The sequence below is a fragment of the Rhizobium sp. BK591 genome (genome assembly GCF_014195045.1).
Classification (GTDB): Bacteria; Pseudomonadota; Alphaproteobacteria; order Rhizobiales; family Rhizobiaceae; genus Rhizobium; species Rhizobium anhuiense.
Genome location: NZ_JACIAZ010000006.1, coordinates 377,735 through 390,334 on the forward strand (window position 1 = coordinate 377,735; position 12,600 = coordinate 390,334).

A 12,600-nucleotide genomic window follows, 5' to 3' on the forward strand; every position below is an offset into this window, starting at 1 on the left:
CATCACCCCGCAACCGAAGCAAAGAACCCTTCCGGGCTCTCCACCTCCACCAGCCGCTTCTTCTCGATCAGCCAGAACCGGTTGCCCACCGCCCGCACGAAACTGCGGTCGTTTGAGACCAGCAGGCAGCTCGCTTCATGCGACATCAGTTCGCCCTCCAGCGCTTCCTGTCCATCGATGTCGAGGTGATTGGTCGGCTCGTCGAGCAGATAGAAGTTCGGCTCGGTCAGCCGCAGCACCAGCATGCCGAGCCGCGCCTTCTGGCCACCGGACAGCTGGCCGATCGGTTTTGCCTGCATGTCGATCGTCATGCCGGCGCCGGCCAGCAGGGCCCGTGCCCGCTGGTCGCCGACATCGAAGCGGCGGATGATCGTGCCAATCGGCGTGTCGCTGTCGGCGAGATCGGCAAGCGCCTGGTCGCCATAGCCGAGCACGAGCGAAGGCGTCGCCTTGATGCTGTCGCGCGCCGTCTCCGGCCTTTCGATCGCCTGCTTCAGCATCGACACCAGCCGCGACTTGCCGGCGCCGTTGAGGCCGAGCAGCACGATGCGGTCGCCCTGGCAGATGAATTGCCGGCCGGTCTTGAATAGAGGCGTCCCATCCGGCGTCGTCACGGCCGCATCCTCCAGCGTCACGAGCACCTTGGCATGCGTGCCGCGATTGGCGAGCCGGATGGCGCCGGCCGAGCGCTCGAGATGCGCCGGTTTTGCCGCATCCTCCAGCTTCTCCGCCCGCTGCTTGAGCTGCTTCGTCTTGACGACGAGCAGGTCGCTGCCCGAATTGATGCCGATATTGTTGAGCTTCGCCGCCTGCTTGCGCAACTGCTCCGCCACTTTCATGTCGCGCTCGTAGCGCCGCGCCTCGGACGCATCGGCTTCGTCGAGGGCGGCGCGCGCTCGTGTGTAGGGCAGGGCGAAGACCGGCGATTGCTCCGGCCGCAGGAACAGCGTCCGGTTGGTCGTCGCATCGAGGAAGGCGCGGTCGTGGCTGGACAGGATCACCGGCACGTCGCGCGGCAGCGCATTCAGCCAGCCTTCGAGCTGGGCGATCTTTTCAAGGTCGAGATGGTTGGTCGGCTCGTCGAGCAGAAGCACGTCGGGCTCGCTCACCCAGGTGCGGGCAAGCATGGCCAGCCGTTGCCATCCGCCGCTCAGCTGCTTCAGCGGCCGCTGGCGCATGGCCTCCGGCACCTCGAGCGATTCCAGCACCACATCGACGCGCCAGCTCTCGCTTTCGGCCTGATCGGCCGGCAGCGCCTGCAGCACGGCATCATAGAACGGCGTGTCGAAAAGCCCCGGCGGCACATTCTGCGCGACATGGCCGACGGTCAGCCCGCGCGCCTTGGTGATCTCGCCCTCGCTCGGCTCCAGCGCGCCGGTGATGCAGGCAAGCAGCGTCGATTTCCCCCGCCCGTTGGCGGCGACGAGGCCGATGCGATCGCCAGTGTTGACGACGAGATTGAGCTTGGAAAACAACGGATTGCCCAGCGTCACGCCGAGATTGCGGATATTGATGAGTGTCATGATCGTTCTCTGGTCTTGACCGGGTATCACGCGCGATCCGGGGCATTCAGCCATCACGGGATTGCGTGTATCGGGCCCGGAAATTGAGAAAAATGCGCGCTGTCAGCTACGGCGCCGCATTGGCCACGAAGGGCAGACCAACCAGGAAGAGATGTCGAGAAACGGCCTCTGGTCAGCCCTGCAAACGCATCTGCAGGGCGTTGACGGGACCACGCTGGCGATTAAACCGAAAATAATACTGCATTGCGTGATCCTCCTTTCTCAAAAAAGGTTGCCGGATCCAAATAACATTGCCCGCAAAAAGAGGCAAGTGAGCCGGCCCTGTGCCGATTCTAGCCATAAACCGCGCATAGTGGATTCTTCGGGACCGACCGGGAGAATAAGACGCATGCTCATTGCCCATTTGCCTGCAGGCTACCTTCTCGGGAGCGCCGTGCGGCAACGGTCCGCCGCACCTGGCATCATGACTGCAGCCTTGATCGGCAGCGTATTGCCGGATTTCGACATGGTCTATTTCTTCCTGACCGGCGGCAAAGTCCACCATCACGACTATGTCTCCCACTGGCCGCTTTTTTGGCTCGGCTTCGCCGCCACGGCCCTGCCGGCCATCAGTCGACTGGCGCCGGACTGGCTTCCCACGGTCGCCGCGTTTTTCGCAGCCGTCACACTTCATATGATTATGGATACCGTCGCTGCGCCGATGCTTTGGCTCGCGCCATTCGATTGGTCGAAATTCGAGCTGACGACGGTGCCGGCGACCTACAGCAATTGGATCGTGAGTTTCATGCTGCATTGGACCTTCGTTCTCGAACTCCTGATCTGCGTCACCGCGTTGATCGTTGCCGTCTGCCGAAACCGTCGCGTTGGAGGCCGGCAGCAGGCGTGAGCCGGAATTATCCCGGGTCGCCGGCAGGTAATTCCAGCCGCTGCTCTATCCCGATACTCTCGAGAAACGTCTCGTCATGGCTGACCACCAGCAGCGCCCCGTCATAAGCGCGCAGTCCGGCCTCAACCGCAGCAATCGAGTCGATGTCGAGATGATTGGTCGGCTCGTCGAGGATCAGGAGCGGCGGCGGTGCTGAGCCCAGGACGCAGGCAAGGCCGGCGCGCAGCAATTGCCCGCCGCTGAGCGCCGAGACGGTCTGCAGCGCCGCATCCGCCCTGAACATGAAGCGGGCAAGGGCCGCCCGGCAAGTATTCTCATCGGAAAGCGGATTGATCCGGCGGAAATTGTCGCGGATCGAGGCCGAGGGGTCGAGCAAGCTGACCTTCTGATCGAGCATCGTGAAAGCGGTCATGACGGCGACGGTGCCGGCCCAGGGTTCCAGTTCGCCGGTGATGAGCGCCAGCAAGGTGGTCTTGCCCGAGCCGTTGGGGCCGGTGACGGCGATCCGTTCCGGCCCCGTCACGTCGAAGGAGAGATCGCGGATGACGGGATCACCCGGCTGGTAGCCCGATGTCACGTCATCCATCCTGAGCACGATCTTGCTGGCGGGCAGCCCGGTCGGCGGCAAGGTGACCGACAAGGGTTGCAGGATCTCGATCTTTTCGCGCGCCGCCTTTGCCTCTTCCAGCGCCTGGGCGCGCCGCCGTTCGGCAAGCCGCGCGTTGTCGCCGCCCGTCGTTTGGCTCCGCTCCTTCATGCCACCGAGCATGATGCGCGGTATGCCGCCCTTGGCGGCCATCTTCCGCCCGGTACTGTCCCTGTGCGCCTGACGCTCCACCGTCGCCTGCGCCTTCCGTGCCACCTCGGCCACGCGTTTATCGGCTTCAGTGAGATCATGTTGTGCCGCCGCCAGCTCGAGCGCCTTGCGCTCGCGATAATGGCTCCAGTTGCCGCCATAGCGCGTGGCGCTGAGCGAGGTCAGTTCGACGATCGCATCGACGCTTTCAAGCAATTCCCGGTCATGGCTGACGATGATGGCGCCGGCCCGCCAGCCTGAAATCAGGCCGATCACCGCCTCGCGGCCATCGCGATCGAGATTGTTTGTGGGTTCGTCGAGCAGCAGGAAATCCGGTTCGGTGAAAACAAGCGCCGCAAGCCCGGCACGTGTGCGCTGCCCGCCCGAGAGTGCCGCAAGCGGGGTCTGCGCGGCCACGTCGAGGCCGGTGCGATTGAGCGCTGCGGCCATGCGTGCCTCCAGCGTCCAGTCGGCCGATGCCAGCTCGTCGGCCGTCGCCTCGCCGGCTTCGGCACGATGCAGAATAGCCAGCGCATCGGTGACGCCGAAGAGATCGCCGACCGTCTCGTCAGACGCCACCTGAACGCTCTGCCGCAGCACGCCGAGGCTGCCGCTGACGGAAACCGTCCCCGAATGCGGTTGGATATCGCCGCAGACGAGCTTCAGCAGCGTCGTCTTGCCGACGCCGTTGCGCCCGACAAGACCGGTGCGCTCCGACCCGAAGCTGAGGTCGAGATTGGAAAAAAGCGGCCGCCCGTCAGGCGCGGACCATGAAATCTGGAAGAGGGTGATGGATGCAGGCATGGATGTGGATTTCCTCGTTGGCAAGGCGAACTGGCGTTGCGATCGAGTTGAAATCCATTGCGGCACACATCCTGTTGAAAAGATCGATGGCGGGGAATTTAGGGAAGAAAGGCGGAAGGTTCAAGGCAAAGAGCCAACTGACCGCCCGCTTTCCTTGGCTGGCTTCGTCAGGAGATTGCCCCTCACCCTAACCCTCTCCCCGTAAACGGGGCGAGGGAACGTGCCCTGCGAGAGGGTGGTGGGGAACGGAAAGGTCGAGACACGTGGCCCCACCCCGGACGGTGCCGGCAGGCGGATGAGGGGCTTACGGCGCGCCGCAAACCTACCGCTTCAAGCTCCCCAATATTCCGCGCACCAGCGCCCGGCCGACTTGGGTCGCCACCGTGCGCGCCACGCTCTTCATCGCCGCTTCCACCACCGTTTCGCGCTGGTAGCCGGAAGCCCGGCCGCGCGATTGGCCGCGGCCCTGGTTATCGTCGTCATTGCCGCCGCCGAAACCCGGCAGGCTCCAGCCGGAGGTCGTGCTGCCCTGCTGAGGCGCCTCTTCCTGCGCCCGCTTGGCAGCATCGGCATCCGCCGCCTTCTTTGCCCGCGCCGCCAGCAGCTCGAAGGCGGATTCGCGGTCGATATCCTCGTCATAGACGCCGAGAACCGGGCTTCTGTCCATGATCTGCTGGCGCTCGGCATCCGTCACCGGGCCGACGCGGCCCGACGGCGGGCGGATCAGCGTGCGCTCGACGATCGACGGCGCGCCCTTGGCTTCCAGCGTCGAGACCAGCGCCTCGCCGGTGCCGAGATTGGTGATGACGGTGGCGCAATCGAAGGCCGGATTCGCACGGAAGGTATCGGCCGCCGTCCTCACCGCCTTCTGTTCGCGCGGCGAATAGGCGCGCAATGCATGCTGCGCCCGGTTGCCGAGCTGGGCGAGCACCGTTTCCGGCACGTCGAGCGGATTCTGCGTCACGAAATAGACGCCGACACCCTTGGAGCGGATCAGTCGCACGACCTGTTCGACGCGTTCGGTCAGTACCTTCGGTGCGTCATTGAAGAGCAGATGCGCCTCGTCGAAGAAGAAGACGAGCTTCGGCTTTTCCGGATCGCCCACCTCGGGCAACTCCTCGAAGAGCTCCGAGAGCAGCCAGAGCAGGAAGGTGGCGTAGAGCCGCGGGTTCATCATCAGCTTGTCGGCGGCGAGCACCGAGATCTGGCCGTAGCCATTATTGCTGGTGCGCATGATGTCGGAGATCTTCAGCGCCGGTTCGCCGAAGAAGTGCTCCGCACCCTGCTGTTCGAGAACGAGCAGCGCCCGCTGGATCGAGCCGACCGAGGCCTTGGAGATCAGGCCGTACTGGTTGGAAAGTTCGCTGGCGTTTTCGCCCATATAGTTGAGCAGCGAGCTGAAATCCTTGAGGTCGAGCAGCGGCAGCCCGCCCTGGTCGGCGATCTTGAAGGCGATGTTGATGACGCCTTCCTGCGGTTCGGAGGCATCCATCAGGCGGGCGAGCAGCAGCGGTCCCATCTCGGCGATGGTGGTGCGCACCCGGTGGCCCTTCTCGCCGAACAGATCCCAGAAGATCACCGGAAACTGATCGAATTCATAATCGGTGAAACCGATCTGCTCGGCGCGCTTCGTCAGGAAATCCTTGGGCTCGCCCTTGGCGGCGATGCCGGAAAGATCGCCCTTGATATCGGCCGCAAAGACCGGAACGCCGGCCCGCGAAAAGCCTTCGGCGAGCACCTGCAGCGTCACCGTCTTGCCGGTGCCGGTGGCGCCGGTGACGAGGCCATGGCGGTTGCCGAACTTCAGGTCGAGATATTCCGGCTTGTTGATGCTGTCATCGGGATTGCGGCTCGCGCCGATGAAAATCTTGCCTTCCTCGATCATTCGGAATGCTCCCTTCGGGCTTTGCCGCCATTTATGTCAGAAGGCTCGGTGTTCTCTCCCGCCGCCTTCATCGAACCATCGTTTCCCTGTTATAAGCAGGGAGATGGATGCGGACAACTGTTTGCATTAAAAGCAAAACCGGACAAAGTGCCCCCCGCGGAGAGGCCGGCTTGAGTTGCTGTGGATTTTCCATTAACGTTGACGTTAACGTCAAAATAACAGGAGGCTGACGATGAATGAAATTGTGACCCAGATCGCCGATCGCGTGGGTATTGCGCCCGACTTGGCCGAAAAGGCGCTCGGCATGATGCTCGGCTTCCTGCAGCGCGAGGCTGCCGATGGTCCGGTCGCCAAGATGATCGAAGCGATCCCCGGCGGCGCCGATCTCGTCGCCCAGTTCAATGGGGCAGGTGCCGGCGGCGGCGGCCTGCTCGGCGGGCTGATGAGCTCTCTCGGCGGCGGCGGCATCATGGGCCTTGGCCAGCAGCTGATGGGCGAAGGCCTCGGCATGGGCGAGATCACCTCGCTTGCCAAGGAAACCATCGCCATCGCCAAGCAATATGCCGGCGAAGAGGTGGTCGACGAGGTCGTCGCTTCCGTCCCCGGCCTCAGCCAGTTCGTCTAAGACGATTGATCGGCAGGAGCCTCGCGTTGTCGCGGGGCTCATATTCTTGCGCCGGAAGCACTGGCTGAAGCAAGCGCTGTCCACTGGCTGCCCAATGAATGGAAGGAGAGCAGATGACCGTCTGGCGCCCGTCGCAGCAGATCAGGGTGAAGGTGATCGGCCTCGCCTGGCGGAAAGACCAACTGCTCGCCGCCGAAGTGGAGGATGACAGTGGCCGTATCAAGGGCGTTCGCCCGCTCGGCGGCGCCATCGAATTCGGCGAGAGCCGCGAAGAGGCCCTGCACCGCGAATTCCAGGAGGAGCTCGAAACGGCGATCCGCGTCGTTGGCCCCTGGCATCTGCTTGAAAACATCTACGAGCATCATGGCGCGACCGGCCACGAATATATCTTCGCCGCCGATATCGAACTGGCCGATGAAAGCCTCTATGAGCGCGACGAAATCCGCTATTCCGAACTCGATGAGACGGCGGCGACGGCGCGCTGGTTCGGCCGCGACAGGCTGCGCGAGGCCGGCATCGATCTTTATCCGACAGGTCTCGACAGACTGCTGTCGCGCTGGCGCGATTGAGCCTGATATCGCCTGCTTGGAGGACTCATATTCCGATCGCCAAATTTTGATCGTCCTTGCCCGTTTCCCGGGGGAACAATGAGGTCGTCCTGCTGTTTCTGTCGCATCGCAGAAACCAGAAGGAATAGCATCATGCGCAGGTTTATTGCAGCAGCCTCGATCGCTCTCCTCAGCCTCTCCGCCCCGGTTCTTGCCCAGTCGAATATGGGCATGGATGCCAGCGGCCGGATCGACGGTACGCCGCCGCTCGGCACCGCGCCCGGAGCCGAAACGCAAAGCGGGCTGATAATCCCGCTCGACTCAATCGAAACCGGCAGCATCGACAACGAGCCAGTCAGCGGCCCCGTCGACTGGGCGCGCTGCCCGCCGCGCAAGGCGCGCGGAGCGCTGGCCACCGAAGGCGGCAACAGCGGCGCCTCGGTCAGCGCCGCATGCCGTGACGAGGGAAATCAGTAATATCAGGGGAGGGCGCTATTTGCCGTCCTTCTTGTCGTGATGCAGAATGACGCCGAGTTCATGCCACTCCCGCCTGTCGCGCTGGATCAGTTCGTCGGCTGAGGCAGGTCCCATGCTGCCCGGCGCGTAAGCGTCGGGCACGCTCTGATCCCTAGCCCAGATATCGAGGAAGGGCTGCACCGCCGCCCATCCTGCCTCGATGCCGTCGGCACGCTGGAACAGCGTCTGGTCGCCGATGAAGAGATCGTAGAGCAGTGATTCATAGCCGGTCGTCTTGGCGATATCGAATTTGTCCGCATAGCGGAAATCAAGGGAGACCGGCACGGTATCGACGGAAAGCCCCGGCGACTTGATCGAGATTTCCATGCTCATGCCTTCGTCCGGCTGCACCTGGATCACCAGCCGATTCGGCGGCAGGCGGCGCTTGACGTCGGTCTCGCGAAACTGCGCGAAGGGAACCGGCTGAAAGGTGATGACGATCTCGGTGTCGCGCGCCGTCAGCGCCTTGCCGGTTCTCAGATAGAAGGGCACGCCGGCCCAGCGCCAGGTATCGGCATAGAGCTTCAGTGCCACGAAGGTCTCGGTCCTGCTGTCGGGCGAAACGTCCTTGGTGTTGCGATAGGCCGGAAGTTCAGCACCATTGAGCGGACCTGCGGCATAGGCGCCACGCACGCCATGCGTCTTGGCCTCCTCCGGTGTATAGATGCGCAGCGCCTTCAGCACCTTGCTCTTTTCGTTGCGGATCGCTTCGGCATCGAAGCTGTTCGGCGGCTCCATGGCGATCATCGCCAGCAGCTGGAAGAGATGGTTCGGCACCATGTCGCGCAGCGCGCCGGTTGCGTCGTAGAATTTGCCGCGGCTGCCGACATCGACGATCTCGGCGGCGGTTATCTGCACATGATCGATATAGCGGCTGTTCCACAAAGACTCGATCATCATATTGGCGAAGCGCGCCGTCATCAGGTTCTGCACCGTCTCCTTGCCGAGGAAATGGTCGAGCCGGTAGACTTGGCTTTCTTCAATCTGGGCGAGGATCTGTGCATTCAGCGCCTGCGCCGAGGCGAGATCGGTCCCGAACGGCTTCTCGATGGCGACGCGGCGGAAAATGCCGTCGCTTTCATCGGTCAGCCCGTGAGCGGCGAGCTTCTCGACGATCGTGCCGAAAAAGGATGGCGGCACCGCGAGATAGAAGGCGGCATTGGCATTCGGCCCCAGCCGCTTGCCGATCTCGACGAAAATATCGTCCTTGGTGAAATCCCCGGACGTATAGGAAATGCGCCGGCGCAGGCTTTCCCATGCTTCGTCCTTGACCCTCGGCTCTTCGCCGCTGAGATGGTTGAGGAACTGGTCGAGCCGCCCGCGCAGGAATTCGTCGTCACCCGGCTCGATGCCGATGCCGAGAATGTGGAGATCGTCGCCGACGAGGCGGCTGCGCGTCAGATTGATGATCGCCGGCACCAGCAGGCGGCGCGTCAGGTCGCCCGTCGCGCCGAAGATGACCAGGGTGACCGGCGGGGTGGGGGCAGCGTCCATGTGTCATCTCCTTGCAATTTGCGGCCGACTATAATGCGTGCCGGTTTCGCCGCAACATAGGCGGCGAGGGGTAACAGGCATTTGACATCCTCTGGCGTGCGCCCGAGGTCGGTTACGCTTTGACCGCCACCATGAAAATCCTCGGAAACCTGAGCAGCACCCGGCCATCCGAAAGCTTGGGATAGGCCTGTTCCACCCGCTTGAGGTAATCGGCCAGGAAGGCCTCGCGATGCTGCTCGCCGGCATGGGCGAGATAGGGCATCAACCCGGTTCCCTTCACCCATTCGACGATCGCGGCCGCATCGGTCATCGGGTGATTGTAGATGGTGTGCCAGATATCGACGCGCGAGGCTTTGGCGATCAGCCTGTCGTAATAGGCGGAGGGCGGCGGCAGCGCTTTGCGGCGCACGCTCTTCGCCTCGAAGGCGGCCTTCCATGGGCCGGCATGCGCCGTTTCCTCCATCGCCAGATGCGAGGGTTCGCCGAGATTGTCGGGCATCTGCACGGCGAGCACGCCGCCTGCGGAAAGCCCGTCCATCAGCCGCTCGAAAATGTCGAGATGATCGGGCAGCCATTGGAAGACGGCATTGGCAAACAGCAGGTCGGCCGGTTCCGTCGGCTGCCAGCTGCCGAGATCGGCCTCGACGAAATCAGTGCCTGGAAGCCGCTTGCGGGCCGCCTCCAGCATGTTCATGTCGCTGTCGAGGCCGGAGACGCCGGACGCTCCGTAACGCTCGATGATCAGTTCGGTGGAATTGCCGGGTCCGCAGCCGAGATCGACGGCGTGGCGAAGGCTTTGCAGCGGCACCTGCGCCAGAAGGTCACGCGCCGGTCGAGTGCGCTCGTCCTCGAATTTCACATATTGATGCGCGGACCATGCCATGGCGTTCACTCCTGCTGTATCTGTGTAAGGCGCCTGCCGACCTTCATTCAGCCGACACAAGTATCTTGTCCACGCGCCTTCCGTCGAGATCGACGACTTCGAAGCGCCATCCATCTCTCGTGAAGCTCTCGCCCAGTTCCGGCAGATGTTTCAGCTCCTCCAGCACCAGACCGGCCACAGTCTGATATTCCAGATCGTCATCGAGCTTGAGGTTTAGGAATTCAGCGAACTCGTCAATCGGCGTCCAGCCCGACACGAGATAGGAACCGTCGTCTCGACGAGCGATGGCCTGTTCATCGACAGGTCCCTCCTGGAGAGCCCCCATGATCGCTTCCAGAATGTCGCCTGACGAAACAACTCCCTCGAAATGGCCGTATTCGTCGAAAACCAGCACCATGTGAACGGGCGATTTCCGGATTGCCTCAATAACGTTGATGGCCGTTGAAAGGTCTGAAACCACCGGGACATCGTGTGTCAGAGCCTTGATATCGGCGCTGCCGTGTTCGGACATCGAGTCGTAGAAGTCCTTGACCGGAAGAATGCCAATCACCTCGTCCGAACTGCCTTTTCGAACGGGCAACCGCGACCGTTTCGTCCTGTGCAGCTGGGTCCGAATTTCCTCGAGGCTGTCGTCAATATCAATGATTTCGACGTCTCGCCGGGGCGTCATAAGCGCTCGGGCGGTGCGGTCCGCCAGCCGCATGACGCCTGATATCATCGCAGACTCTTCGCTTTCAATCACGCCAGCCGACTGCGCCTCGGCCAGTACGGTTTTGATCTCTGCGTCGGAGACATTGTCGCCGCCTTTTCCCGACTGGCCCAGGAGCTTCAGCACCAGATTTCCGGAGGCGTTCAGAAGCCACACGAGGGGCAACGCAATTTTTGAAAGCACCGCCATGGCGGGTGCGACCTTGGCCGCAACCGCCTCGGGTTCTCGCAATGCGATCTGCTTTGGAACAAGTTCGCCGATGATCAAGGAAAGATATGTGATCGCGACGACGACCGAACCGACGCCGATGGCATCAGCGGCCGTCGAGGACAACCCTTGTTCTTCCAGCCATCCGCTCAGGCGCCCCCCGAGCGTGGCTCCTGAGAAAGCGCCGGAGAGAACACCGACCAGCGTGATGCCGATCTGCACCGTAGAGAGAAAACGTCCGGGGTTTTCAGCGAGTTTGATCGCTTGAGCGGCACCCTTGCTCCCATTGTCGGAGAGAACCTTTAGGCGGGCCGTTCGCGAAGACACAACGGCCAGCTCCGACATGGCGAGCACACCATTCAGGATGGTGAGAAATGCCACAATTCCAATTTCCAGAAACACAGGGACCCTATTCGTTGAGGTTGTCATACCGCATTCATCAGGCGAAGCGGCGAGGTATTCGAAGGGACGCTACTATAGACGCATCACCTGTCGTCTTTCCATCATCGTGTTACATCGGTGTAGGTTCCATCCGTTTTCAGAATTCGGTGAGTGGCAACCCCGACCCAGGGGAAAGGGCCGAATCCAGTCGAAAGACATCAGTGACCATAAGCGGTCGTCGTCATGAGGGACCGCTCCTTTGAAGTGGAAGTCATAGGCCGTCGGGAAAAGCGGGCCGGCATGCGGCCGCCCGTCATGCTCGATGATGTGGAAAGCGGCTGCTCTCTGCGGGAGCCTGATGTGCCCAGGGCAAGGAGAAGGTCATCGCACCATCTACAGTGGTCGCCAGCGTCCTCGGCCGGGAGATCCCGGTTGGAACGGGCGGAGCTTGTACTGGATGGGTCGCTGTCAGGCATGGCGCAATTTTGGCGGTGAAACGCTTCCGGCGCAAGAGGCGCCGGACGAAAATCCTTATAGCGTCTTGATATCACAGTTTTGAAAATAGCGGCAGCGCCGCGTTATGTTTGAAGATTGTAGCGGAATTTTTCGCAATTCTGCGTGACGCCGAAAATCGCTCGAAATTTACGGCATCACACTCTTGTCCCATCAGGCCGCGAGGATGGTGATCCCGTAAGCATTGGCGGCGGCCGTCATGCGGGCGATGGTCTCAGTCGAAGGGCTGGCCTTCGGGGGTTCGGTCGCGCCTTCCGCTTCGATGAACTCGGCCATCTCGCGATCGACGATCGCGGAAAACACCACCGGGACGGTTCCGCGGTTGGCATAGCCATGCACCATGAAGGGCGGGATGGTGACGATGTCGCCGGCGCTGGCCTCGATCTCTTCCGGGCCGCTGTCGCTCATGCGCCAGATCGTCAGACGTCCCTCGCGGATGCGGAACACTTCAGGGCTCGCATGCGCATGTTTCGGCGTCCGGCTGCCTGATGGCACGGTGACGTCGAAGATATTCAGCCAGGTTCCGCTGATTCTTAGCCGCCGCTCGACCCGGTCGCCGAGAACGAAAAACCGCTTCGCCTCGTCACTGCCATGCATTTTCACAAATGAGTTGGACATCATGTCTCTTTCTTTTTCTTACAGGGCTTTTTCTTGCGGGCGCAGCCGTTAAACCTCTACGCCGCTTTTGACAACCGCACTGTTGTCGGGGGCAACATTGCCAAGCGCCTTCAACGCGGCGCTTCGGTCGCCGAAGCGATGAACGTACGGCTCCGTTGCCGAGAGTTCAGTGCAGCTCGTGCGCCTGGAGCAATTCCAGGAAAAGTGCGAAC

At 62.2% G+C, this 12,600-nt stretch carries 12 protein-coding genes; 5 read left to right on the forward strand and 7 right to left on the reverse strand.

Annotated elements, in window-relative coordinates; all coding sequences use genetic code 11:
* Positions 1-2: 2 nt before the first annotated feature.
* Positions 3-1,523, reverse strand: a complete 1,521-nt coding sequence (locus FHX10_RS26480; protein ID WP_184390587.1) for an ABC-F family ATP-binding cassette domain-containing protein — start codon at positions 1,521-1,523, stop codon at positions 3-5.
* Between the two features lie 388 nt (positions 1,524-1,911).
* Here FHX10_RS26480 and FHX10_RS26485 point away from each other — a divergent pair, with 388 nt between their 5' ends.
* Entirely contained in the window at positions 1,912-2,409 is a 498-nt protein-coding gene (locus FHX10_RS26485) for a metal-dependent hydrolase (RefSeq protein ID WP_168333973.1), read from the forward strand.
* A gap of 7 nt (positions 2,410-2,416) precedes the next feature.
* On the opposite strand, the gene FHX10_RS26490 is transcribed toward FHX10_RS26485, so the two are convergent.
* The gene (locus FHX10_RS26490; RefSeq protein WP_183905769.1) at positions 2,417-4,009 is read right to left on the reverse strand and encodes an ABC-F family ATP-binding cassette domain-containing protein; all 1,593 of its coding nucleotides are present in this window, start codon (positions 4,007-4,009) and stop codon (positions 2,417-2,419) included.
* On the opposite strand from FHX10_RS26490, the gene FHX10_RS26495 reads away from it, so the two are divergent.
* Positions 4,008-4,214, forward strand: a complete 207-nt coding sequence (locus FHX10_RS26495; protein ID WP_184390590.1) for a hypothetical protein — start codon at positions 4,008-4,010, stop codon at positions 4,212-4,214. The two genes, FHX10_RS26490 and FHX10_RS26495, sit on opposite strands and share 2 nt — an antisense overlap.
* Positions 4,215-4,331: 117 nt before the next feature.
* Here FHX10_RS26495 and FHX10_RS26500 read toward each other — a convergent pair whose 3' ends face one another.
* Positions 4,332-5,894, reverse strand: coding sequence for a helicase HerA-like C-terminal domain-containing protein (locus FHX10_RS26500; RefSeq protein ID WP_097542730.1), 1,563 nt, complete (start codon positions 5,892-5,894; stop codon positions 4,332-4,334).
* A gap of 232 nt (positions 5,895-6,126) precedes the next feature.
* Between FHX10_RS26500 and FHX10_RS26505 the strand changes: the two genes are divergently transcribed.
* From FHX10_RS26505 to FHX10_RS26515, 3 genes are all read left to right on the forward strand, one after another.
* Complete coding sequence (locus tag FHX10_RS26505) at positions 6,127-6,519, forward strand: hypothetical protein (protein WP_003546502.1); 393 nt, start codon at positions 6,127-6,129, stop codon at positions 6,517-6,519.
* A gap of 113 nt (positions 6,520-6,632) precedes the next feature.
* Complete coding sequence (locus FHX10_RS26510) at positions 6,633-7,088, forward strand: NUDIX hydrolase (RefSeq protein WP_097623243.1); 456 nt, start codon at positions 6,633-6,635, stop codon at positions 7,086-7,088.
* 132 nt (positions 7,089-7,220) lie between these two features.
* Positions 7,221-7,544 (forward strand): hypothetical protein, encoded by a 324-nt coding sequence (locus FHX10_RS26515; protein ID WP_025554717.1) that lies wholly within the window; start codon positions 7,221-7,223, stop codon positions 7,542-7,544.
* A 15-nt stretch (positions 7,545-7,559) separates the two neighbouring features.
* Here FHX10_RS26515 and zwf read toward each other — a convergent pair whose 3' ends face one another.
* The 4 genes from zwf to FHX10_RS26535 all read right to left on the reverse strand — a co-directional run bounded on the left by zwf (position 7,560) and on the right by FHX10_RS26535 (position 12,391).
* A complete protein-coding gene (gene zwf / locus FHX10_RS26520; RefSeq protein WP_097542728.1) occupies positions 7,560-9,077 on the reverse strand; it encodes a glucose-6-phosphate dehydrogenase in 1,518 nt (505 codons plus the stop codon).
* A 112-nt stretch (positions 9,078-9,189) separates the two neighbouring features.
* Positions 9,190-9,960 (reverse strand): trans-aconitate 2-methyltransferase, encoded by a 771-nt coding sequence (tam, locus tag FHX10_RS26525; protein WP_184390593.1) that lies wholly within the window; start codon positions 9,958-9,960, stop codon positions 9,190-9,192.
* 43 nt (positions 9,961-10,003) lie between these two features.
* Positions 10,004-11,278, reverse strand: a complete 1,275-nt coding sequence (locus FHX10_RS26530; protein WP_097595747.1) for a hemolysin family protein — start codon at positions 11,276-11,278, stop codon at positions 10,004-10,006.
* A gap of 645 nt (positions 11,279-11,923) precedes the next feature.
* The gene (locus FHX10_RS26535; protein ID WP_025570661.1) at positions 11,924-12,391 is read right to left on the reverse strand and encodes a cupin domain-containing protein; all 468 of its coding nucleotides are present in this window, start codon (positions 12,389-12,391) and stop codon (positions 11,924-11,926) included.
* Positions 12,392-12,600 lie beyond the last annotated feature (209 nt).

Coding starts and splice junctions, on each gene's coding strand:
- FHX10_RS26510 (WP_097623243.1), top strand. CDS start 6,633: ATGACCGTCTGGCGCCCGTCGCAGCAGATCAGGGTGAAGGTGATCGGC.
- FHX10_RS26485 (WP_168333973.1), top strand. CDS start 1,912: ATGCTCATTGCCCATTTGCCTGCAGGCTACCTTCTCGGGAGCGCCGTG.
- FHX10_RS26535 (WP_025570661.1), bottom strand. CDS start 12,391: ATGATGTCCAACTCATTTGTGAAAATGCATGGCAGTGACGAGGCGAAG.
- zwf (WP_097542728.1), bottom strand. CDS start 9,077: ATGGACGCTGCCCCCACCCCGCCGGTCACCCTGGTCATCTTCGGCGCG.
- FHX10_RS26500 (WP_097542730.1), bottom strand. CDS start 5,894: ATGATCGAGGAAGGCAAGATTTTCATCGGCGCGAGCCGCAATCCCGAT.
- FHX10_RS26515 (WP_025554717.1), top strand. CDS start 7,221: ATGCGCAGGTTTATTGCAGCAGCCTCGATCGCTCTCCTCAGCCTCTCC.
- FHX10_RS26505 (WP_003546502.1), top strand. CDS start 6,127: ATGAATGAAATTGTGACCCAGATCGCCGATCGCGTGGGTATTGCGCCC.
- FHX10_RS26495 (WP_184390590.1), top strand. CDS start 4,008: ATGGATGTGGATTTCCTCGTTGGCAAGGCGAACTGGCGTTGCGATCGA.
- FHX10_RS26490 (WP_183905769.1), bottom strand. CDS start 4,009: ATGCCTGCATCCATCACCCTCTTCCAGATTTCATGGTCCGCGCCTGAC.
- FHX10_RS26480 (WP_184390587.1), bottom strand. CDS start 1,523: ATGACACTCATCAATATCCGCAATCTCGGCGTGACGCTGGGCAATCCG.
- tam (WP_184390593.1), bottom strand. CDS start 9,960: ATGGCATGGTCCGCGCATCAATATGTGAAATTCGAGGACGAGCGCACT.